At 69.7% G+C, this 21283-nt stretch carries 17 protein-coding genes, 2 tRNA genes and 2 riboswitches; of the genes, 7 read left to right on the top strand and 12 right to left on the bottom strand.

Annotation, left to right across the window (positions count from 1 at the left end; all coding sequences use genetic code 11):
* Positions 1-10 precede the first annotated feature (10 nt).
* Complete coding sequence (locus FCK90_RS11905; RefSeq protein ID WP_158034518.1) at positions 11-2068, top strand: FAD/NAD(P)-binding protein; 2058 nt, start codon at positions 11-13, stop codon at positions 2066-2068.
* Positions 2069-2186: 118 nt separating this feature from the next.
* Here the strand turns inward: FCK90_RS11905 and FCK90_RS11900 are convergent, their stop codons facing one another.
* The 6 genes from FCK90_RS11900 to FCK90_RS11875 form a co-directional block, all read right to left on the bottom strand.
* The gene (locus FCK90_RS11900; RefSeq protein WP_158034517.1) at positions 2187-2690 is read right to left on the bottom strand and encodes a CoA-binding protein; all 504 of its coding nucleotides are present in this window, start codon (positions 2688-2690) and stop codon (positions 2187-2189) included.
* An 11-nt stretch (positions 2691-2701) separates the two neighbouring features.
* Entirely contained in the window at positions 2702-4021 is a 1320-nt protein-coding gene (locus FCK90_RS11895) for an O-acetylhomoserine aminocarboxypropyltransferase/cysteine synthase family protein (protein WP_158034516.1), read from the bottom strand.
* 120 nt (positions 4022-4141) lie between these two features.
* On the bottom strand, positions 4142-6283 hold the full coding sequence (locus FCK90_RS11890; RefSeq protein WP_158034515.1) for an AMP-binding protein: 2142 nt from the start codon (positions 6281-6283) through the stop codon (positions 4142-4144).
* A gap of 88 nt (positions 6284-6371) precedes the next feature.
* A complete protein-coding gene (locus tag FCK90_RS11885; RefSeq protein WP_246180261.1) occupies positions 6372-7307 on the bottom strand; it encodes an ABC transporter permease in 936 nt (311 codons plus the stop codon).
* 6 nt (positions 7308-7313) lie between these two features.
* Complete coding sequence (locus tag FCK90_RS11880; RefSeq protein WP_158034514.1) at positions 7314-8354, bottom strand: aliphatic sulfonate ABC transporter substrate-binding protein; 1041 nt, start codon at positions 8352-8354, stop codon at positions 7314-7316.
* A gap of 51 nt (positions 8355-8405) precedes the next feature.
* A complete protein-coding gene (locus tag FCK90_RS11875) occupies positions 8406-9272 on the bottom strand; it encodes an ABC transporter ATP-binding protein (RefSeq protein ID WP_158034513.1) in 867 nt (288 codons plus the stop codon).
* Positions 9273-9276: 4 nt separating this feature from the next.
* Positions 9277-9395, bottom strand: a riboswitch (SAM riboswitch).
* A 208-nt stretch (positions 9396-9603) separates the two neighbouring features.
* Positions 9604-9719: riboswitch (SAM riboswitch) on the top strand.
* Positions 9720-9796: 77 nt separating this feature from the next.
* On the opposite strand from FCK90_RS11875, the gene FCK90_RS11870 reads away from it, so the two are divergent.
* Complete coding sequence (locus FCK90_RS11870; protein ID WP_281347453.1) at positions 9797-11218, top strand: LLM class flavin-dependent oxidoreductase; 1422 nt, start codon at positions 9797-9799, stop codon at positions 11216-11218.
* Between the two features lie 87 nt (positions 11219-11305).
* Here the strand turns inward: FCK90_RS11870 and FCK90_RS11865 are convergent, their stop codons facing one another.
* Positions 11306-12313 carry an acyl-CoA thioesterase gene (locus tag FCK90_RS11865; RefSeq protein WP_158034512.1) on the bottom strand — a complete coding sequence of 336 codons (1008 nt, stop codon included), beginning with the start codon at positions 12311-12313 and terminating at the stop codon, positions 11306-11308.
* Between the two features lie 195 nt (positions 12314-12508).
* Here FCK90_RS11865 and FCK90_RS11860 point away from each other — a divergent pair, with 195 nt between their 5' ends.
* Both FCK90_RS11860 and FCK90_RS11855 read left to right on the top strand, forming a co-directional pair.
* Positions 12509-13369 (top strand): glycosyltransferase family A protein, encoded by an 861-nt coding sequence (locus FCK90_RS11860; RefSeq protein WP_158034511.1) that lies wholly within the window; start codon positions 12509-12511, stop codon positions 13367-13369.
* Between the two features lie 8 nt (positions 13370-13377).
* Complete coding sequence (locus tag FCK90_RS11855) at positions 13378-13944, top strand: hypothetical protein (protein ID WP_158034510.1); 567 nt, start codon at positions 13378-13380, stop codon at positions 13942-13944.
* An 82-nt stretch (positions 13945-14026) separates the two neighbouring features.
* Here the strand turns inward: FCK90_RS11855 and FCK90_RS11850 are convergent.
* Positions 14027-14114, bottom strand: a tRNA-Ser gene (locus FCK90_RS11850).
* A 254-nt stretch (positions 14115-14368) separates the two neighbouring features.
* On the opposite strand from FCK90_RS11850, the gene FCK90_RS11845 reads away from it, so the two are divergent.
* The 3 genes from FCK90_RS11845 to FCK90_RS11835 all read left to right on the top strand — a co-directional run bounded on the left by FCK90_RS11845 (position 14369) and on the right by FCK90_RS11835 (position 17593).
* The gene (locus FCK90_RS11845) at positions 14369-16666 is read left to right on the top strand and encodes a carbon starvation CstA family protein (protein ID WP_158034509.1); all 2298 of its coding nucleotides are present in this window, start codon (positions 14369-14371) and stop codon (positions 16664-16666) included.
* A gap of 42 nt (positions 16667-16708) precedes the next feature.
* Entirely contained in the window at positions 16709-16924 is a 216-nt protein-coding gene (locus FCK90_RS11840; RefSeq protein ID WP_158034508.1) for a YbdD/YjiX family protein, read from the top strand.
* A 189-nt stretch (positions 16925-17113) separates the two neighbouring features.
* A complete protein-coding gene (locus FCK90_RS11835) occupies positions 17114-17593 on the top strand; it encodes a hypothetical protein (RefSeq protein WP_158034507.1) in 480 nt (159 codons plus the stop codon).
* A 150-nt stretch (positions 17594-17743) separates the two neighbouring features.
* Here the strand turns inward: FCK90_RS11835 and FCK90_RS11830 are convergent.
* From FCK90_RS11830 to tmk, 4 genes are all read right to left on the bottom strand, one after another.
* Positions 17744-17816, bottom strand: a tRNA-Thr gene (locus FCK90_RS11830).
* A gap of 94 nt (positions 17817-17910) precedes the next feature.
* Positions 17911-19419: an alpha/beta hydrolase gene (locus FCK90_RS11825; RefSeq protein ID WP_246180257.1), complete on the bottom strand. Its 1509-nt coding sequence runs from the start codon at positions 19417-19419 to the stop codon at positions 17911-17913.
* A gap of 29 nt (positions 19420-19448) precedes the next feature.
* Positions 19449-20588 carry a DNA polymerase III subunit delta' gene (locus tag FCK90_RS11820; RefSeq protein ID WP_158034505.1) on the bottom strand — a complete coding sequence of 380 codons (1140 nt, stop codon included), beginning with the start codon at positions 20586-20588 and terminating at the stop codon, positions 19449-19451.
* Complete coding sequence (tmk, locus tag FCK90_RS11815; RefSeq protein WP_425481708.1) at positions 20585-21280, bottom strand: dTMP kinase; 696 nt, start codon at positions 21278-21280, stop codon at positions 20585-20587. Before tmk ends, FCK90_RS11820 begins: the two co-directional genes overlap by 4 nt.
* Positions 21281-21283 lie beyond the last annotated feature (3 nt).

Raw genomic sequence — 21283 nt, 5'->3', positions numbered from 1 at the left:
GCTGAAGACCATGACGCTCCCACCTGAACTCGGACGATCTCCGCATGCCCCCGAAGGCTCTGTCAAGGGCACCGGCGATCCCGGGGCGGGCTCGGAGATCCCCGGGGAGCCGTCGGCTCCCGCGGGCGTTCCGCGGGTGGTGATCGTCGGTGCCGGCCCCCGCGGGCTCTCCGCGCTGGAGCGCATCGTGGCGCGTTCGGCCGCGACCGGGCGGCGGGTCGTCGTGGATCTCGTGGATCCTTTCCCGCCGGGACCCGGCCACGTGTGGCGCACCAGCCAGTCGCCGCGGTTCCTCATGAACACGCCGAGCCTCTTCCCCACGGTGATCGCCGACGACGGCGTCCTCCCCGTCGATCCGATCCCCGCTCTCCGGGGGATGTCCTTCGACGCCTGGAGGAGGGCTGCCGCGGCCGGTTCGCTCGCCGACCCGAACCTGACCCCCGAGGAGCTCGAGGTCCTACGAGCCATGGGCAGCACGGATTTCCCTCCGCGGCAGCTCTACGGACGCTACCTGGACTGGGTGTTTCACGCCCTCGTGGCCGGGCTGCCGGACTCGGTCGAGCTGAGGGTGCACCGGGACGAAGCCGTCGGGGCCCGGCCCGTGGAGGCCGGGCGGCACCGCTTCGCGGTGGAGATCGGCGGACAGCAGGAACTTCCCGCCGACCACATCGTGCTGGCCTTGGGCCACCTGGACGCCCATCTGCGCCGCGACCAGAAGGACCTCGTGGACGGTGCCGCGGAGCACGGGCTGAACTACCGGCCTCCCGCGGTCCCCTCGGACGTCCACTGGGACGAGCTGCCGGCCGGGGAGACGATCCTGGTGCGCGGCATGGGGCTGAACTTCCACGATGTCATCGCCGAGCTCACCGAAGGCCGCGGGGGAGTCTTCACCCCCGCGCAGAACGATCCGGCTCGGCTGGTGTACCTCCCGTCGGGCGAAGAGCCGTTCGTCGTCGTCGGTTCCAGGCGGGGGACGCCCTACCGGGCCAAGGCGGAGATGGGCGGCTACTACGCCAGCTGCCTGGACCACAGGTTCCTCACCCCGCAGACCGTGCGGAGCCTGGCTGAGGGAGGGCCCCTGGTCTTCGACCGGGACCTGCTGCCGCTGGCCCGCAAGGACGCCATCCGCTCGTATTACCGGACCCTGGCACGGGTCCGTCCGGAGGCCTTCGACCGGCCGGCCCAGCGCTTCCTGGCCGATCTGGACCGGGAGCTGGGCGTACCGGGGGCCGCCGGCTCGGAGGAGACGACGCCGTGGGACGTGCGCGTGGAACGCCTGGTCAACCAGGCCGTCCCCTACGAGGACCACTTGAACATCAAGTGGCAGTCCTATCCGTTCCTGGACGAGAGGTTCGGCTCGCACGAGGAGTACGCCGCGGCCGTGGTGCACTGGCTCGACCGGGACGCCGCCGGGTCGGAGGCCGGCGAGGACGACCCGGCCAAGGTCGCGTTCTCCTCGCTGAACTGGTCGCGGACGCTGCTCAAGCAGATCATCGCGGAGCGCGGCCTCCAGGACGAGTCCTGGTACGAGGAGCTCATGCAGTCCTTCTCGCCCTTGGTCGAGGGCGTGGCCTCGGGCCCGCCCGCCCTGCGGATCAAGCAGCTGGCCGCCCTGGCCCGTGCGGGGGTGGTGCGTTTCCTGGGACCGAACCCCGTGTTCCGCATCGAGGCCGAGCACGGCTGCTTCGAGGCCAGCTCGCCGTGGGTGGCCGACGAGCCCTTCCGGGGCGCCTGGTTCATCGAGGCGATGTCCCCGCCCAACGAGGTGCGCCGCAATATCTCCCCGCTGCTGACCGCGATGCACGACCACGGCCTGGTCCGGGCGAAGTCCCTGCACCTCGCCGACGGCGCCGCCCACGTGGCTGGGCCCGGCCTGGACGTCACCCCGGCCCCCTACCGGGCGGTGGGAACGGACGGGCAGCCGCGCGAGGGCATCTGGCTGCTGGGACTGCAGCTGGCCTCCGCCCAGTGGGGCACCTCGATCGCGGCGGAGGCCGGCGCCCCCGCCGGGCTCGGCGCGCGCACCCTCGCCGACGCCGACCGGGTGGCCGCAGCGATCCTGGGCTGAGTATCCGGGCCGAGTATCCAGGCTGAGCCGGGGGAGAAGAACGCCCTTGACGTGCTGATGACCGCGGATCAGGTCGATCCGCGGTCATCAGCACGTCAAGGGCGTCCGGGCGGAGGGCTCAGGCGAGCACCTGCCGTTTGGCGGAGATCACGCCGGTATTGAACCCGGCCAGGTGCAGGCCACCGTGGAACCGGGCGTGCTCGATCTTCACGCAACGGTCCATGACCACGTTCAGGCCGGCCTCCTCCGCGATCGCCGCGGCTTCCTCGTTCCAGGAACCCAGCTGCAGCCACAGGGTCTTGGCCCCCACGGCAACGGCCTCGCGCGCGACCTCGGGCAGGTCGTCGTGCTTGCGGAAGACGTCGACGACGTCGGGCGCCTCCGGCAGGTCCTCGAGGGACGCGTAGACCGGCTGCCCCAGGACCTCCTTGCCCTTGGCGGCGAGGATCGGGTTGACGAAGTACACCGTGTACGGCGACGACGACAACAGGTAGGTCGAGACGAAATAGGAGGCACGGGCCGGTTTATCGGACATCCCCACGATCGCGATGGACGTGGTGCCGTGCAGGATCGACAGTCGTTCCGGGGCGGAAGGGCCCACCCAGGTGCGTTCGGTGCTCATCAGCTGCCTCCTCAGTTCTGCTCGCGGGTCAGGCCCGTGGCTGCCGTCAGTGCCTGGTCGAGATCCCACAGGATGTCCGCGGGATCCTCGAGACCCACCGAGATGCGGATGAGGTCCTCGCCCACACCGCCCGAGGCGAGCTGTTCGGGGGTCAGCTGCTGGTGGGTCGTCGATGCCGGATGCAGTACCAGGGTCCGGGCGTCCCCGATGTTGGCCAGGTGGGAGGCCAGCTGGAGGCCTTCGATGAACCGCGCGTCGACCTCGCGGGGCGAGCGCTCGGCCGTGCCGGCCACACCGAAGGCGAAGACGGAGCCCACGCCGTCCGGCAGGTACTTCCGCGCCCGCTCGTGGTGCGGATGCCCCGGGAGCCCGGCGTAGTTGACGTAGGCCACGCGCGGGTCGGAGTCCAGCCACTCGGCGACCTGCCGTGCGTTGGCCACGTGCGCGTCCATGCGCTGCGGCAGCGTCTCCACCCCTTGGAGCAGGTTCCAGGCGGACTGCGGGGCCAGAGCCGGGCCGATGTCGCGCAGCTGCTCCGACCGCAGCTTGGTCAGGAACCCGTACTCGCCGAAGTTCCCCCACCAGCTCACGCCGTTGTAGGAGGGGACGGGCTCGGTCATGGACGGGAAGTTCCCGTTGCCCCAGTCGAACCGGCCGGACTCGACCACCACGCCGCCCAGGGTCGTGCCGTGCCCGCCCAGGAACTTGGTGGCCGAGTGGATCACGATGTCCGCGCCGTGTTCGAGCGGCCGTGAAAGGTACGGGGTGTTCAGCGTCGCGTCCACGATCAGCGGAACCCCGGCCTCGTGCGCGACGGCGGCCAGCCCCGCCAGATCCGCCACCTCGCCCGAGGGGTTGGCCACCAGCTCGGTGTAGACCGCCTTGGTCTCCGGCCGGAGGGCGGCCTTGAAGTCGGCCGGGTCGGTGCCCGGCACGAACGTGTTCTCCACGCCGAAGCGGCGCAGGGTCACGTCAAGCTGCGTCACCGTCCCGCCGTACAGCTGGGAGGAGGCGACCACGTGGTCGCCGTACCCGCACAGCGCGGCGAAGGTGATGAACTCCGCCGCCATGCCCGAGGCGGTGGCCACGGCGCCGATGCCGCCTTCGAGCGAGGCGATGCGCTCCTCGAAGGCCGCCACCGTGGGGTTGCCGATCCGCGAGTAGATATTGCCGTACTTCTGCAGCGCGAAGAGGTTGGCGGCGTCGTCGGCGTCCTTGAACACGAACGAACTGGTCTGGTAGATCGGAACCGCGCGCGCGCCGTGCTCGGCGTCGGGCGTGCCACCGGCGTGCAGTGCCCGGGTGCGGAACCCGAACTGGTGCTCAGCCATGCATTCCTCCTGCTTCTGGAACTTCCTTCCGGAACTTCCCTCTGGAACCTCTGCGAACGTGTGTGAAGGGTATGGCTCCGTGATGAAAACTAGCCGCACCCGCTGGGAGGACGCCGACCGCTACGAGCGGCGGTCCGCCATGGCCCGTGCGATGGCGTCCAGGGCCTCCTCGTTCTGCAACGAGGAACGATCGCCCAGGGGCTTGCCCTCGTAGAGCTGGGCCAGCAGCCGCCGGGTGATCTTACCCGAGCGCGTCTTGGGCAGGTCCGGCACGGCGACCACCTCGCGCGGCTTGGCGATGGGGCCGATCTCCCGGGTGACGTGGGCGCACAGCTCGGCGTGCAGCTCGGTCTCGGTCAGCGCCAGTCCGTCGTCGTTGAGCACGACGCACGCGAGCACGGCGTGACCCGTGAGCGGGTCCTCGACGGGCGTGGTGCCGGCCTCGACGACGAACGGGTGGGTCACCAGCGCCGACTCGATCTCGATCGTGGACAGCCGGTGGCCGGAGACATTGATGACGTCGTCCACCCGTCCCAGGATGTAGAGGTCGCCCTCGGCATCGGTCCGTGCCCCGTCGCCGGCCAGGAACCAGCCGCGCTCGCCGTACTGCGCCCAGTAGGAGTTCAGGTAGCGCTGGGGGTCGCCCCACACCGTCCGGGCCATGGAGGGCCCGATGGCGTCGACGACCGCCAGGCCCTGCTGATCGGGTCCGACCTCCCGGCCCGCCTCGTCCAGCACACGGACCGATACACCGGGGATCGCGCGCGTGGCGCACCCCGGCTTGACCGTGGTGCGCGGCGTGCCGGCGGCGAAGGTCCCGGCGGGGGCGAACTGGGGGTCGTGGGGGCGCGGGGAGGCCACGCAGGAGCCGGTCTCCGACTGCCACCACGTGTCCACGAACGGCACCTCATCCCGGCCGATCTGATGACGCAGCCACCTCCAGGCCTCCGGATTGATCGACTCCCCGACGGAGCCCAGCAGGCGGATCGAGGACAGGTTGTAGATCTGCGGGATCCCGTGGGGGAAGGCCCCCATGAGCGAGCGGATCAGGGTGGGCGCGGTGTAGTAGTTGGTCACCCCGTAGCGTTCGATGACCTCGAAGTGCCTGCCGGGGTGGGGTGTGTTCGGGGTGCCCTCGTAGATCACCTCGGAGACGCCGTTGACCAGGGGGCCGTAGATCTCGTAGGTGTGCGCGGTGACCCAGGCCAGGTCCGCCGTGCACCAGTGGACGGTGGAGTCCACCTTGGCCGGATCGTTCACGGTGGACAGCTCGTCGGGGCGCAGCGTGCCGTTGCCGTCCTCGACGTCGGGCAGCAGGTCGAACAGCAGGGCGTGGGTGTAGGCGGTCTGCACCAGGTAGCCGCCCATCGTGTGGACCAGGCCTTTGGGGCGCCCCGTGGTTCCGGAGGTGTAGATGATGAACAGCGGGGTCTCGGCGTCGAAGGACTCGGGTTCGTGCACGGGCGAGGCGTCTTTGACCAGGTCGTGCCACCACACGTCGCGCCCCGGCGTCCAGGGGACCTCGAGCTCGTCGTTGGACCGCGACCCGCGGGTGCCCGCCGCCAGCTGCTTGTTACCCGGCCGGGAGGTGCGGCGGACGACGATCACGTGCTCGATCCGGTTCTCGCCGGTGCAGGCCTCGTCCGCATCGGCCTTGACGGGCACCACCTTGCCGCGGCGGTTCTGCCCGTCGGTGGTCACGAGCACCTTGGCGCCGGTGTCCTCCACGCGGAACTTCAGCGCCTCTGCCGAGAACCCGCCGAAGACCAGCGAATGCACCGCCCCGATCCTCGCGCAGGCCAGGGTGATGATCACGGTCTCGGGGATCACCGGCAGGTAGATCACCACCCGGTCGCCCTTGCCGACGCCCAGTCCGAGCAGGGCGTTGGCCGCCCGGGAGACCTCCCGCTGCAGGTCGGCGTAGGTGTAGACGAGCTGGTCGCCCGGCTCGCCCTCGAAGTACAGGGCCACGTGGTTGCCCCGCCCGGCCTCCACGTGCCGGTCCACGCAGTTGTAGGCGACGTTGAGCTTCCCGCCTTCGAACCAGGCGATCTCCGGGACGGAGTAGGTGGGGTTGCCGTCGTCGTCCTGGCCGATGATCCGTGGGCGGTCGAAGCGGTGGGTCGTATGCCAGGGCTCGGCCCAGTCCAGGCGTCCGGCCTGACGGGCCCAGAAGGCCACCCGGTCGTCGTCGGAGACCAGCGCCGGGTTGGGCGTGGGGTTCAGCGGATCGGAGAACGAGTGGCGGGCCGGGCTGGTCATGGACGAGATCCTCGGTTTCGCGGTGAGAACTGATGACAGGAGGTTTCGGAAGGGCTTGGTCGGGGAGCGGCACCCCGGGCGGCCCGGATCAGGCCGCGGGCGCCGCGCCCCACCGGCGGGCCGCCCAGCGCTCGAAGACGCCCACCAGGGCATCGGAGAGCTTGCCCAGGATCGCCAGCAGCAGGATGGCGAGCAGCAGCCGGTCGGTGCGGCCGTTGCCCTGGGACTCCGTGAGCAGGAAGCCCAGGCCCATCGCGGCGCCCAGCAGCTCGGCGGCCACCAGGAACAGCCAGGCCTGGGCCAGCGCCAGGCGCAGGCCCGAGATCACGGAGGGGAGGACGGCGGGCAGCTGCACCTGGAAGAAGAGCTGGAGGCCCGTGATCCCGAAGGAGCGAGCGGCTTCGATCAGCTGCCGGTCCACGTGTTTCAGGGCCGCGGACACGGTGGTGTAGACGGGGAAGAACGCTCCGATGGCCACGAGGGTGACCTTCGAGTTCTCTCCGATGCCGATCCACAGCATGAGCAGCGGGACCCAGGCCAGGGAGGGGACCGCGCGTATGGCGCCGATGGTCGGGCCGGCCAGCACGGAGGCCCAGCGGGACAGGCCGATCAGTGCGCCGAGCACCATCCCCAGCGTGGAGCCGATCAGGAAGCCGAGCACCACCCGCTGGACGGAGATCGCCACGTTGAACCACAGGTCACCGCGTTGGGCCAGCTCCACACCGGCGGCCAGCACGGTGCTCGGTGCAGGCAGCTGCACGGGGGAGAAGGTGCCGTTGGAGGACAACGTGTGCCACAGGAGCAGTATGAGGACCGGAAGGGCGAGACCCAGCGCGCCCGCCAGCCACTTGTTGCGGGCGACGGCGCGTAACAACGATCCGCGGGAGCGCACCGGGGCGGGGGTCTCCGGCATGCCGGAACCGCGAGCGGATCCCGTGGCCGGGCCGAGGGCACCGGGTCTCTCGGCCTCCGGGACGGAGCGGCTACGGTCGATGGTCCGGGTGGGACCCGTGTTGATGCTCATCGTGCGTCAGTTCCCCTCGATAGCGCCGGCGACGGCGGTGCGGTCGGCCGCTTCGGCATAGCTCTTCTCCACGATGCTCGCCAGCGCATCGTCGACGTTCTCCTGGGAGGAGACGTCCCCGGACTCGACCAGGATCGGGCCGATGTTCTCCAGGACGGCGATCTGGTCGTCTCCCGGGACGGGGTCGATGTCCAGGTGGGTCCGCTCCCAGACCTTCTGGGCGGTGCCCGGCTCGATCCCGGCTTCCTCGCCCAGGATCGTCACGGCTTCCTCCTCGTGGGCCAGGGCCCACTCGCGCGCGTACGCATAGGTGTTCACGACGGCGTGGGCTCCCGTCGGGTTCTGCGTCAGGAAGGACTCCCTGGCGTTGAGGAAGCCGTAGGTGTTGAAGTCCAGGTTCCGGTAGAACAGGAGGTCCCCGCCCTCTTCGGCCGCGGCCATGATCGGGTCCAGCCCCGCCCACGCGTCCACCTGCCCGGTGTCCAGTGCGGTGCGGCCATCCGCGTGCTGGAGGTTCTGCACCGAGACGTCGTCTGCGCTCAGACCGGCCGTCTCGAGAGCCTGCAGCAGCAGGAAATACGGGTCCGTGCCCAGGGTCGCCGCGATGGAGGCGCCCTTGAGGTCGGCTACGGAGTCGATATCGGAATCCGGGGTCTTGACCAGTGCCGACCATTCGGGCTGGGAGAAGATGTCGATGACCTTGATGGGGGAGCCGTTGGCGCGGGCCAGCAGCGCGGCGGAGCCGGCCGTCGAACCGACGTCGATCACCCCGGCGCGCAGGTACTCGTTGGCCTTGTTGGACCCGGCGGAGTTGACCCACTCCACCGACTGCCCGATGCCGTCGGCGACCTTCTCCAGCCAGCCCTTGCTGCGGATGATCAGGGACAGCGGGTTGTACGTGGCGTAGTCCAGGGTGATGGACCCGGCCGAATCGGCGTTGGCCACGCCGGTGCCGGCGCCCTCGCCCGCCATGCAGCCGGACAGCGCCAGGGTCGCCGCGCCCAGGCCGGTGGCGCGGAGCAGATTGCGTCGTGAGAGATCAGCCATGTTCGTGGGAGTGTCCGTCCTCGGGTGCCGGGGAGCCGGCAGGGGGTGTGGTCAGTGGCCTTCGACGCCCAGCTGGGCCAGGAGATGCGAGCGGAGCCGGGCCAGCTCGGCGTCCTCGCGCGAGCGGGGACGGGGCACCCTGATCCTGATGTCCTCGGCGATGCCGGCAGGGCCGGCGGGGTCGCGGCTGCCCAGCAGGATCACCCGGTCCGAGAGGTAGAGGGCCTCCTCGACGTCGTGGGTGACCATCAGGACGGTCGTGGGATCCGCGGCGTGGACGTCCAGGAGCAGATCCTGCATCTTGAGCCTGGTCAGGGCGTCCAGTGCGCCGAACGGCTCGTCGAGCAGCAGCACGCCGGGATTGCGGGCCAGGGCCCTGGCCAGGGAGGCGCGCTGGGCCATACCGCCGGAGATCTCGGCGGGGCGATGGCCCGCTGAGCCGGTCAGGCCCACCAGGTCGATCAGTTCGGCCACGCGCCGTCCGCCGTCGGCCTTGGGCGTCCCCCGGGGCAGGCCCATGGCAACGTTGTCCGTCACGGAGCGCCAGGGCAGCGGCCGGGGCTCCTGGAACCCGACGGCGCAACGGGGGTCGATCCCGCTCACCGGGGAGCCGTCGATCCGGACCTGTCCCGCCGTCGCGGTGCTCAGCCCGGCGGCAGCCCGCAGGAGAGTGGACTTGCCGCAGCCCGACGGCCCCAGGATGGACACGATCTGCCCGGGTTCCACGTCGAAGGAGACGTCCGAGAGGACCTGCCTGAGGCCGCCTCCGGGAGCGGAAGCGCCCCTCTTGGTGCCGCGGGCGGCGGGAAAGGACTTGCCGACACCGTCGAAGGACACGGTCGCGGCCTGTACGGGGTAAGCGCGCGTGCCGCGTCCGGCGGTCGCATTCAACGAGGGCGAGGCAGGGGCAGCCGTCATCACCACTCCATCGAATCCTGGCGTTAGCACCACGCCGGATTGACGGCCTCAGCGGAGCGAGGCGCGATCTGCGGGTTGCTGCGACGTCACGGAGCCAGGTCTCTCGGTCGCTCTGGATGGGAACCGAGGCGATTCAACGCGGTCGACCCGGGTTGAGGCAAATCGGTGTGACGCCGGGTGTCCCCAGCGGTGCCATCCCCGCCCCCGCGTCCCGTGCCCCGTGCCCCGTGCCCCGCCGCCGAAACCGGACTCCAGTCGCCGATCAGCGCTGACCGCCGACCGGAGTCCGGTTTCGGCGGCCGGAACGCGTCGCTAGAATCGCCACCAGAACGATCATGAGTTCCGGTGCGAAGCCCTGGCTGGCCGGACGGCAACCCTCTCCCCGTAGCGGGGTGCCCCAGGTGAGGATCGGGCCGCACGACATACCGCGTGCGGCAAGTACGGCGCCGAGCGCCGGACCCGCAGGATGGCCGCCGTCGGCGGGGCACGGGGAGCGGGTCGGACGAACTCCAAGGAGACCCTGGGTGAGCAAGCGGATTTCCCTCAATGCCTTCGACATGACCTGCGTAGGGCATCAGAGCTTCGGCCTGTGGCGTCACCCCCGCTCACGTGCCACCGAATACAACACGATCGAATACTGGACGGACCTGGCCAGGACGCTGGAACGCGGTCGTTTCGACGCCCTGTTCCTGGCCGATGTGGTGGGGATCTACGACGTCTACAAGAACTCCGCCGCCCCCTCGATCGCCGACGGCGCGCAGGTCCCGGTGAACGATCCGTTCATGCAGATCTCCGCCATGGCCGCCGTGACCCAGGGCCTGGGGTTCGGCGTGACCAGCGCAGTCACCTATGAACAGCCCTACACCCTGGCCCGCAAGTACGCCACGCTCGATCACCTGACCCGTGGTCGCGTGGGTTTCAACGTGGTGACCTCCTATCTGGCCTCCGCGGCCGAGAACCAGGGGCTGCCGCAGCAGATCGAGCATGATCTGCGGTATGAGATCGCCGACGAGTTCCTGGATGTCTGCTACAAGCTCTGGGAGGGATCTTGGGAGGACGGTGCGGTGGTCAAGGACCGCGAGCGCGGTCTCTACGCGGATCCCGCCCTGGTCCACCCGATCCAGCATCACGGCAAGCACTTCACGGTTCCCGGCGCGGGCCTCACCGAGCCCAGCCCTCAGCGGACCCCGCTGATCTTCCAGGCCGGCGCCTCCTCCCGAGGACAGGCCTTTGCCGGCAAGCACGCCGAGGCGGCTTTCATCACCGCGCTGCGCCCGGATCTCACCCGGTTCATGACCGATCGCTTCCGGGACAAGGTCGAGGAGGCCGGGCGGGACCGCGATGACCTGAAGATCTACGCGATGCTCTCGGTGGTGGTCGACGAGACCGATGCCAAGGCCGAGGCGAAGTACCGCGACTACCTCCAGTACGTGAACCTCGAGTCCTCGCAGGCGATCATCGGCGGATGGTCCGGGGTGGACCTTTCACGGTTCGACGAGGACGAGGTGCTCAAGTACGTCCAGACCGAGTCCATCCAGTCCTTCCTGGCCCCGTTCACCATGCAGGACAAGAGCCGCGAGTGGACCCGCCGGGACATCGCCGCCCACTGCGCGATCGGCGGGATGGGCTCCGTGCTGGTGGGTTCCCCGGAGACAGTCGCCGATCAGCTCGAGACCTGGATCGACGACGGCGGCCTGGACGGTATCAACCTGGCCTACCACGTCTCTCCCGGCTCCTTCGAGGACTTCGTGGACTACGTGGTGCCCGAGCTGCAGAAGCGCGGGCGCTACCGCACCGAGTACGAGGGCTCCACGCTCCGGGAGAACCTCTACGGTGCGGGCCGGTCCAAGGTCCTGGACAGCCATCCGGCCGCCAAGTACCGGGGCGCGTTCGCGGGTCGGCCGTCGACGGCGGACACCCCGGCGCGGGATCTCGCCGGGGCCTGACCATCCGCTGCGCCGAAACCGGAGTCCGGTCGCCGATCAGCTTCGATCGGCGACCGGACTCCGGTTTCGGCGGCTGGAACGCGCCCGCTACTTCTCCACGAGGTGATGGGGCAGCCGGTTGCCCGGTGCGTGGCCGCGGATCTTCAGCAGGTCCCGGGCCAGCTGCCACAGGCGCTGATCGTCCGCGGTGCGAGGCTCCCATCGGGGGACCGGTACGGAGGTGCCCTCGGCGTCGCGGGCGACCATGACCGTGATGCAGTTGGTGGTCACGTGCAGGTCGCCGCTCTTGGGGTCTCCCGAACGGACCTCGACCCGGATGTGCATGCCCTTGTTGCCGGTGTAGATCAGCCGGGCGTCGACCTCGACGAGGTCCCCGATGCGCAACGGCTGCAGGAAACGGATGCCGCCGGAGAACACCGCCACGGTGTCCTGCCCGCAGTAGCGGCTGGCGCACAGATATGCGGCCTGGTCGATCCATTCCATGACGATGCCGCCGTGGACCTTGCCGCCCCAGTTGACATCGGTGGGTGCCGCCATGAAACGCAGCACGACGTGCTCCGCGGTGCCGTCCTCCACCGGGCCCTGGCCCGCCAGCAGCTCGGTGATCTCGTTGCGGGTCGGGATCCGGGCCAGCGCGTATTCCTGGGCCAGCTCCTGTTCGAGGGACTGAGGCGAGAAGACGGGGACGGGGGTGGACTTCCCGCCGTCGTCGACCGCCACGAAGATCACCAGGCACCGCGCCCGCTCCTCGAGTTCCCCGGTCTTGGGGTCGCCGGAGCGCACCACGGTGCTGACGTGCATGGACGAACGCCCGGTATGCAGGATCGTGCCCGTGACCTCGACCATCTCGCCCACCTGGACGGGATGGCGGAAGTGGATGTTGCCCACGTAGGCGGTCACGCAGTACGAGCCCGACCAGGCCGTGGCCGCCGCGAACGCGGCCTTGTCCACCCACTCCAGGACCCTCCCGGCATCCACCGTGCCGGAGTGCCCCAGATCGGTCGGCGCGGCGAGGAATCGCAGGGTCTCGGTGTGCCTCCGATGCGCGGATGGTTGCGCGGATGGGGGAGACGACGACGGCGTGGCGTGATCCATGCGCTCAAGGTACCGGAACCGTGTGCCGGGCCGGGCGGAAGGACGCGGAACACGGATAAGAGCACTTCGGAGCTGGCGTGACGCGTTGATCCGTGCTGAAAGCCAGCCAGCAGTCCGAGCCAGATCACGCCGCGATATGCTTCACTTTATGAATCATCAGTGCGCTTGCCGGGGACGCCGGCACAACCGCCCACGATGACGCCCGATTCGGCCCATGGATCCACCGGGGTCAGCGTGGTAATACCGGTGCGCAACGACGCTGCGCATCTGCGGCGCTGCCTGACGGCGTTGAGCGGTCAGACGCAGGTTCCGGACGAGGTCGTGGTGGTGGACAACGGCTCCACGGACGACCTGGACGACGCCGTCCGGACGGCTCGGCGCTCTCATCCCCTGGAGATCGTGGTGGTCCACGAGCCCCGGACCGGTGTGGCCTACGCGGCTGCGACGGGCTACGACACCGCCCGATTCGAGATCATCGCCCGCTGCGACGCCGACAGCACCCCGGACGCCTGCTGGGTGCACCGGCAGGCGGTGCACCTGGCGCGGCCGCGATTACAGGCGCGATCACAACCGCGATCACCGCTGCGATCGCAGTCACGGGCGGGCCGGGATGTGGTGGCGGTCTCGGGGTCCGGGAGGTTCGCGCCGAGCCCGCGGTTTCTCGGTGAGAGCCTGTGCCGCCTCTACCTGGCCGCCTATCGCGGCGCGGCCGGGCTGGCCCTGGGGCACGCGCCCCTGTGGGGCTCGAACATGGCCATGCGGGCCTCGTGGTGGCGCGAGGTGCGCGATCACGTCCAGCTCGGCGCCGACGTCCACGACGACTACGGTCTCAGTTTCCAACTCCGACCTCACGAGGCCATCCTCATGGACCGGAGCAGCGTCGTCGCGGTGTCCTGGCGCGCCGTCCTGTCGCCCCGGCGGATCGTCAGGCAGCAGTGCATGGCGCGAACGCTGCTGCGCGAGCAGTGGCGCTCGGAGAAGCCGTGGGAACGGCTGCAGCGCAGGTTCCTCGACAATCCGGCGGCCGGGCGACACCGGATGCGCGGATCCGGATGAAGACCGGGATGAAGGTCGCGACGTCGACACCGGTCGAGACGCTGGGGACCGCCCTGTGCTTCACGGGGATCCTCGCCGCCGCCTTCTACTGGTCCCAGGGCCGGATCGTCGACGTCGCGGTACTCATGCTCGTGGGCCTCGGGCAGGTCATGACGTTGCTGGCCTTCCGCACGGGCGCGCCGCGAGCGCTGGTCGGCGCCGTCCTGCTGATCGCCGGCGTGAGCGCTGCCGAGCTGCTGTACGAGCGTTTCCTCCCACTGGATCTGATCGTCCACTTCCTCCTGACCTATGGCCTGGTACGGGTGTGGTGGAACTACTGCGTCCTGCGCGACCGGGCGGTCTTCGGCTGGGCGGCGACCGCCGCGGGTGCGCTGAACCGCCGTCGTGCGCGTCAACGCGTCGTCGCGTGCACGCTCGTCGGCCTGATCTTGGCGCTGGTATGGGAGGCCATGGAACTGCTCGGCTACCTCTTCGTCTCGCCCGACATCCACGTCCCGCCCCTGGACACCGTCACGGACGTCCTCGCGGGATGCGCGGGGGCGGCGCTGGTGGCGCTGCACCGGCGGCCCGCCTAGGCCGGGCCTCCCGGATCATCCGGGGTATGACGAAGGCCCTCCCTTCCCCGTGTTCACGGGGGCGGGAGGGCCTTGACTCAAGCGGAAGGTGTGGGATTCGAACCCACGGTACGGGGTTACCGCACACCGGTTTTCAAGACCGGCTCCTTCGGCCGCTCGGACAACCTTCCAGGTGGCGATCCGGCTTCCGGCGTTCGCACCGGCCCCATTGTTCCATATCCCCGCAGCCGGCCTGACAGGAGCCCCGTCGTCGTGGTCCGGCGGTGACGACGGCGGCACGGCGGCCAGGGAGGGCTCACTGATCTGCGGAGAGAAGGTTGTCCGGACAGAGCGTGACCTGGATCACCAAGACATTTACACTCTCCTTGTCCCCTGGCTGATCCCACCCCTTCATCCGATCGGCCACCTTCCCCTCAGGAGCGACATGAGTACCACAGTCAACCCGCCGAGCTCCGGCGGCTCAGGATCCGAACCCGACATGGAACTGCCCCCGGTTGCAGTCGACCCCGAGGTGCTCGAAGAGGAGCACCGCCGGTGGACCCCGGCGAAGATCGCCCTGTGGGTGGCCATCGCATTGCTCGGCGGAGTGGCCTGGGTGATGCTGGCCATCGTGCGCGGCGAGACGGTCAACGCCATCTGGTTCGTCATGGCCGCGGTGTGCAGCTACCTGATCGCCTACCGCTTCTACTCCAAGTTCATCGAGAACAAACTGGTCAAGCCCGATGACACCCGGGCCACGCCGGCCGAGTACAAGGCCAACGGCCGGGACTACCTGGCCACCGACCGCCGGGTCCTCTACGGGCACCACTTCGCCGCGATCGCGGGTGCCGGGCCCCTGGTCGGTCCGGTCCTCGCAGCGCAGATGGGCTACCTGCCCGGAACCATCTGGATCATCGTGGGCGTGATCCTCGCCGGCGCCGTCCAGGACTACCTGGTCCTGTTCTTCTCGATGCGCCGCGGCGGCCGCTCCCTGGGCCAGATGGCGCGCGACGAGCTCGGACCCATCGGCGGCTGGGCGGCGATCATCGCGACCTTGACCATCATGATCATCATCGTGGCCATCCTGGCCCTGGTCGTGGTCAACGCGCTGGGCGAATCCCCGTGGGGCGTGTTCTCCGTGGGCATGACCATCCCCATCGCGATCTTCATGGGGCTCTACCTGCGTTACATCAGGCCGGGCAAGGTCATGGAGATCTCCGTGATCGGCTTCGCCCTCCTGATGCTGGCCATCGTGGCGGGCGGCTGGGTCGCCGAGACCTCCTGGGGCGCCGAGCTCTTCACCCTGGACCGCACCACCCTGGCCTGGTTCGTGATCCTGTACGGCTTCATCGCCGCGGTCCTGCCGGTGTGGCTGCTGCTCAGCCCGCGCGACTACCTCTCCACCTTCATGAAGGTGGGGGTGATCGTGCTGCTGGCGCTCGCCATCGTCGTCGTGCGACCGGAGATCACGGTTCCCGCGGTCTCCGAGTTCGCCGGGCGCAGCGACGGCCCCGTGTTCTCCGGCTCCCTCTTCCCCTTCCTGTTCGTGACGATCGCGTGCGGTGCGCTCTCCGGCTTCCACGCCCTCATCGCGTCGGGCACCACGCCCAAGATGGTCGAGAAGGAACGCCAGACCCGCATGATCGGCTACGGCGGCATGCTCATGGAGTCCTTCGTGGCGATCATGGCCCTGGTGGCCGCCATCTCGATCGATCGTGGCATCTACTTCGCCATGAACTCCTCGGCCGCCGTGACCGGCGGGACCGTCGAAGGCGCGGTGGCGTGGGTGAACTCGCTCGGGCTCACGGGCGTGCACGTGACCCCCGAGCTGCTCCAGGGGACGGCCGACGCCGTGGGGGAGGAGACCGTCGTCTCCCGCACCGGCGGTGCGCCCACCCTTGCCGTCGGCCTGGCGCACATCATGCAGCAATGGTTCGGCGGTGCGTCGATGATGAGCTTCTGGTACCACTTCGCGATCATGTTCGAGGCCCTGTTCATCCTCACCGCCGTCGACGCCGGCACCCGCGTGGCCCGCTTCATGCTCCAGGACTCGCTGGGCAACGCGTTCCCGCGGTTCGCCGATACCAACTGGCGGCTGGGCACCTGGCTGACGACGGCGATCATGGTGGCCGGCTGGGGGTCGATCCTGATCCTGGGCGTCACGGACCCCTTGGGCGGCATCAACACGTTCTTCCCGCTGTTCGGCATCGCCAACCAGCTGCTGGCGGCGATCGCGTTGTCCGTGTGCCTGGCCATCGCCGCCTCGCGCGGCAGCTTCAAGTATCTGTGGATCATCATCGTCCCGCTGGCCTTCGACCTGGTGGTCACGGTCGTGGGCTCCTATCAGAAGATCTTCTCCTCCGAACCCGCCGTCGGCTACTGGGCCAATCACTTCACCTTCCGCGATGCCCTGGCCGCCGGTGAGACCAGCCATGGCACGGCCCAGAGCGTCGAGGCGATGGAGGCCGTGGTGCGCAACACCGCGGTGCAGGGGACCCTGTCGATCGTGTTCGTGGTGCTGGCGCTGGTGGTCGCCGTCACTGCGATCCTCCGCACGATCCAGTGCTTCAGGCAGCGCACCCCCGAGGTCCACGAGGATCCCTTCGTCGATTCCAGGTTCTTCGCGCCGGCCGGCTTCCTGCCCACCGCGGCCGAGAAGGACCTGGAGAAGCAGTGGGCAAAGCTTCCCCTGGAAGTGCGCACTCCCGGAGCCGCTCAAGGGCACCACGGCCATGGGCACTGACCGACGCCGGCGACCCGGCCCCGTAACGGGAGGTGGATTCCGATGACCACGTTGCGCGCCGCTGCCGCTGCGGTGGGCCGGAATCTCGGGGGAGCCCGCCGCTGGTTCTCCGGGGTCATGGGCGCCGACAAGTACGAGCGCTACCTGGAGTACCACGCCGCCCACGGCGATCCGGGGGAAACCCCCATGACCGAGAGGGAGTTCTGGCGGGACTGGCAGGACTATCAGCAGAACAACCCGCAGGGGCGCTGCTGCTGATCCGCGCCGCCGGCTCGGCACCCGTGTCAAGCGGGGGCTCTGAGTAAGCTCGCCGGCTGGTGCGGCCGAGAGGGCCGTCGCGCGGGGGCTCATCCATTCCGGGTGAGCCCCCGCGCGCTCTTGTGCGGCCGTTGCCCGGGTCCCTGCGTGTCCTGATCGGTGCGCCCCGTCTGAGAACATGTGTTCACCATGGGATTTTTCACAGAGCACCTCGCGGGGCGCCGGGATCAGAAGGAGCTGGGCCAGGGCGTCTGGCGCAGGGCACACGATCGCTTCCGCCGTGGGCTGGACCGGTTCCATCAGGTCCTGGAACAGATCCAGGATCAGGATCTGGTGACGCAGGTGGTCCCCGTGGCCAACGAGCTGGCGGATCTGCTCCCCAGGGTGCGGTCCATCTGCATGACCGCCCAGTCCTTCGCGCCGGCCGAGAGCCAGGAGATCCCGTCCTCCGACGGCGGCTGGCTGCACGATCTGCACCGTGAGCTCTCCCGTGCCGGCAACGACCTCGCCCAGGCCGCGGAGGCCCTTGCCATGGCGCGCTTCCACGGCCCCGGCGAGACCACCGCCCGGAGCATGGAACTCAGCACGCAGGCCCTGCACCGGCGAGCGCACACGGTGACGGAACGGGTCGAGCGCGCCGAGGAACTCCTGCGGGCCCACCACGGCTGAGCACGCGCCAGCTCGTTCTTCAGCCGAGCAGCGACTTCGACCGCCCATCAGGGCTGATGAGCGGCTCAACTCCCATCTCGGCGGGATCGGGGTGCTGGCGGCTGAGACGACGAACGGCCCGCCACCCGAGGGTGACGAGCCGTTCCAGGGAGCCTCCTGCCGGAATCGAACCGGCGACCTATTCATTACGAGTGAATCGCTCTACCGACTGAGCTAAGGAGGCGCGCACGAGACAACGCTTTGTTCAGCGCGCACGACACTTTAGCACCGTGGCGGGCCAGCTTCCCAAATCACGACGACGCGGCGGAGCGCACGTCTCACCCGCCGCAGACTTCGCCCTCCGGAGGGAGTTCGCCGTCGACGAGGTAGGCATCGACCGCGGAGACCACGCAGGCGTTGCCGGAGGTATAGGCGCCGTGGCCCCACCCTTCGTAGGTCAGCAGACGGGCGTTGCCCAGCTGCTCCGTCAGAGCTTCAGCCCAGGGGTACGGGGTGGCAGGGTCGTGCCGGGTCCCGACCACCAGGACCTCCGAGTCACCCGTGTACTGGGCGGCGTGCGGTGAACCGCTGGGGCCGAACGGCCACCCCTGGCAGGCGGCGTCCGTGTAGCCGAGGAACTGCCCGAACGTGGGCGAGACCTGCTCCAGAGCCCCCTGATCGGCCGCCATCTGCTCGTCCGTGACGTTCCGGGAGTCGTAGTCCAGGCAGTTCACCGCGGCGAAGGCGACGCTCGAGTTGCCCCGGTAGGTCCCGTCGCTCTGTCGGCCGTGGTTGGTGTCGGAGATGCCCATCAGGGCGGTGTAGTCGCCTCCCTGGGCATCCACGAGCGCCTCGTTCAGGGTCGAGTACGCCGCCGGGTTGTACAGCGGGACCAGGACGCCCTCGACGGCGGAGACCGCCGAGATCTGCCGGCCGTCCCGCGCCGTGATCGTCTCGTCCTGGGTGCGTGCGATGATGCGCTGCACCTCGGCCAGGCCGTCGTCGACCGTGCCGTCGGTGAAGCACTCGGCGTTCGTCTCCGTGCACTCCTGGATGAACTGCCGGAGCGAGGCCTCGAACGACTCCGCCTGGCCGAGCGTGATCTCGGCGTTGGACAAGGAGGGGTCGACGGCGCCGTCCAGCACGAAACGCCCCACTCGGTCGGGGAAGAGCTCGGCATAGGCCGCCCCGATCTGGGTGCCGTAGGAGAACCCGACGTAGTTGGTCCGGGCATCGCCGAGGACCGCGCGCATGACGTCCAGGTCGCGCGCGACCGAATCGGTGTCCATGTGCTCCAGGACCGGGCCAGAGTTCTCCGCGCACGCCTCGCCGACCTCCTGGTAGCTCGAACGCAGCTCGTCCAGTGATTCCGCGGCGGGGTCGTAGGCGGATTCGGCGCGCCACCGGTCCAGGCCTTCAGCATCGAGGCAGTCGATGCCGTCGGAGCGGAAGACGCCGCGGGGATCGAAGGAGACCAGGTCGTACCGCTCCTGGATCGAGCTGTCGAAGTACCCCGGGGCCACCTGCATCAGATCCACTCCCGAACCGCCTGGACCACCGGGGTTCAGGATCAGCGAGCCTCCGGCGGCGTCGGAGGTGGAGGCGGAACGCGCCATCACTACGGTGGTGGTCTCACCGTCCGGCTGGTCGTAGTCGGCGGGGACCTCCAGGTCGGCGCATTCGAGGCCGGTGTCGCCGCTGGTCTCCTCGCAATCGCCCCAGGAGACCTCCTGCTCGTAGAAGCGGGCCAGGTCGGGATCCGTGCCCTGGAGGGAGTCCGGGCCTCCGGAGGACGTCTCCTGGCCACCGCACCCTGCGATCAGCACGACGGCGCAGAGCGCTGCCACGAGCCGACCGGAACGCTTGAACGCCGTCCTCACAGCAGTGACACCGCCATCGCCTCGAAGGCCAGGCCGGCCGCGGCGTTGGTGCGGATCCTGGAACGGGTCCGGGTGATCACGTCGATGCGTTGCAAGGATTCCTCCGGTGAGCTGTTCGCGGCGTAGTCGCGCAGGTCGTCCTGGAGATGGTGGTTGATCAGCGTGGAACCCGTGGCCAGCTGAAGGGTCAGGACGTCGCGGTAGAACGTGGTGAGATCGATGAGGAAACGGTCCAGGGTGTCCGTGCGGATCCGCTTGGAGCGGCGTTTCTGGTCGTCCTCGAGCCGTTTCAGGGCGCTGCGGACGTTGGGCGGCATCCGCCCGGACTCGGGAGCTCCCATGGCCACCAGGAGATGGGCCTTCTCGTCCTCGTGGCGGGTCTCGGCGTCGGCTGCCGCCTCCTCCTCGGCGAGCTTGGTCAGCCGGTCGGCCTCGCGGACGGCATCCGAGACGCCGCCCAGCCGCAGCGGCATCTCGACCACACGACGACGGCGTTCCCGGGCGTCGTCGTAGTGGGCCAGCCGCCGGGCGATCCCCACGTGGGACTGGGCCAGCCGCGCGCATTCGGCGGCGAGGGCCGGGGGCACCTGGTCGCGGGTCTCCAGCAGCTGGGCCACGGCCTCGACGGGCGGGACGCGCAGCGTGACCGGACGGCACCGTGAGCGGATGGTGACCAGGACGTCCATGGGGCTGGGGGCGCACAGGAGCCAGATGGTGCTGGGCGGCGGTTCCTCGATGGCCTTGAGCATGACGTTGGAGGTGCGCTCGACCATACGGTCGGCGTCCTCCACGACCATGACCCGCCACCGGCCCACTGAGGGCTTGTCCTGGGCGCGGACGACGAGCTCGCGGGCGTCGTCGATGCGGATCTCGTTGTGCTCCGTGCGGAAATGGGTCAGATCGGCGTGAGATCCCGAGGCCACGGTGCGGCATCCCTGGCACCGGCCGCAGCCGCGCTGGGCGGGGTCGGGCTGCTCGCACAACAGGGCGGCCGCCAGCGCCAGCGCCGCGCTGGACCTCCCCGACCCCGGGGGGCCGGTGAACAGCCAGGCGTGCGTGGGGCTCTCCTCCTGCGCCGCGCGGTGCAGCTGCGCGACGACGGCGTCCTGGCCCACCAGCTCCTCCCACACGTTCACAGCATCCTCCTGGCGGTCAGCAGGTCACGGACCTGGCGGAGGATCTCCTCCGCCAGGACCGGCACGGGGGCATCCGCGTCCAGGACCAGGTAGCGGTCCGGCGCATCGGAGGCCAGGGCCAGGAAGGCCTCCCGGACCTCGCGATGGAACTGCTCCGGCTCCTGCTCCATGCGGTCCTGCTCCCGGGACGACCTCCGCGCCCGCCCGGTGGCCTCGCTGACATCCAGCAGGACGGTGAGGTCCGGTACCAGGCCGGCCACGGCCCACATGCTGATCTCCCGGACCGCCTCCGCGCCCAGACCGCGGCCGGCGCCCTGGTAGGCCACGGAGGAATCCAGGAAACGGTCGGTGATGACCACCTCGCCGCGCTGCAGGGCGGGACGGATCACGGTCTCCACGTGCGCGCTGCGGGAGGCGGCGAACAGAAGGGCCTCCGTGCGGGCGTCCACCGGGGCGAACTCCGGGCTGAGCACGAGGTGCCGGATCCGTTCGCCCAAGGGGGAGCCACCGGGCTCACGCGTGGTCAGCACGCTGGTCCCGGCCTCGGTCAGGGCCCGGGACAAGCGCTTGATCTGCGTGGACTTGCCGGCTCCGTCCCCGCCCTCCAGGGCGATGAACAGCCCGGGGCGGGTGCCTGCGGCCTGTGGATCGGCGTCGGCGGCCCGGGCGCCGGGGGAGTCGGTGGAAGTCACGGC

Origin of the sequence: Kocuria coralli (genome assembly GCF_008831305.1) — a bacterium.
GTDB lineage: Bacteria > Actinomycetota > Actinomycetes > Actinomycetales > Micrococcaceae > Kocuria > Kocuria coralli.
Note: the sequence above shows the minus strand (reverse complement) of the source record. Positions and strands in the feature narration are given on the sequence as shown.

Bases quoted from the DNA above. Each gene is read 5' to 3' on its own strand.
- FCK90_RS11845 (WP_158034509.1), top strand. From the start codon at position 14,369: ATGAGTACCACAGTCAACCCGCCGAGCTCCGGCGGCTCAGGATCCGAA.
- FCK90_RS11860 (WP_158034511.1), top strand. From the start codon at position 12,509: ATGACGCCCGATTCGGCCCATGGATCCACCGGGGTCAGCGTGGTAATA.
- FCK90_RS11875 (WP_158034513.1), bottom strand. From the start codon at position 9,272: ATGACGGCTGCCCCTGCCTCGCCCTCGTTGAATGCGACCGCCGGACGC.
- FCK90_RS11900 (WP_158034517.1), bottom strand. From the start codon at position 2,690: ATGAGCACCGAACGCACCTGGGTGGGCCCTTCCGCCCCGGAACGACTG.
- FCK90_RS11840 (WP_158034508.1), top strand. From the start codon at position 16,709: ATGACCACGTTGCGCGCCGCTGCCGCTGCGGTGGGCCGGAATCTCGGG.
- FCK90_RS11880 (WP_158034514.1), bottom strand. From the start codon at position 8,354: ATGGCTGATCTCTCACGACGCAATCTGCTCCGCGCCACCGGCCTGGGC.
- FCK90_RS11895 (WP_158034516.1), bottom strand. From the start codon at position 4,021: ATGGCTGAGCACCAGTTCGGGTTCCGCACCCGGGCACTGCACGCCGGT.
- FCK90_RS11835 (WP_158034507.1), top strand. From the start codon at position 17,114: ATGGGATTTTTCACAGAGCACCTCGCGGGGCGCCGGGATCAGAAGGAG.
- FCK90_RS11905 (WP_158034518.1), top strand. From the start codon at position 11: ATGACGCTCCCACCTGAACTCGGACGATCTCCGCATGCCCCCGAAGGC.
- FCK90_RS11855 (WP_158034510.1), top strand. From the start codon at position 13,378: ATGAAGGTCGCGACGTCGACACCGGTCGAGACGCTGGGGACCGCCCTG.
- FCK90_RS11885 (WP_246180261.1), bottom strand. From the start codon at position 7,307: ATGAGCATCAACACGGGTCCCACCCGGACCATCGACCGTAGCCGCTCC.
- FCK90_RS11865 (WP_158034512.1), bottom strand. From the start codon at position 12,313: ATGGATCACGCCACGCCGTCGTCGTCTCCCCCATCCGCGCAACCATCC.
- FCK90_RS11890 (WP_158034515.1), bottom strand. From the start codon at position 6,283: ATGACCAGCCCGGCCCGCCACTCGTTCTCCGATCCGCTGAACCCCACG.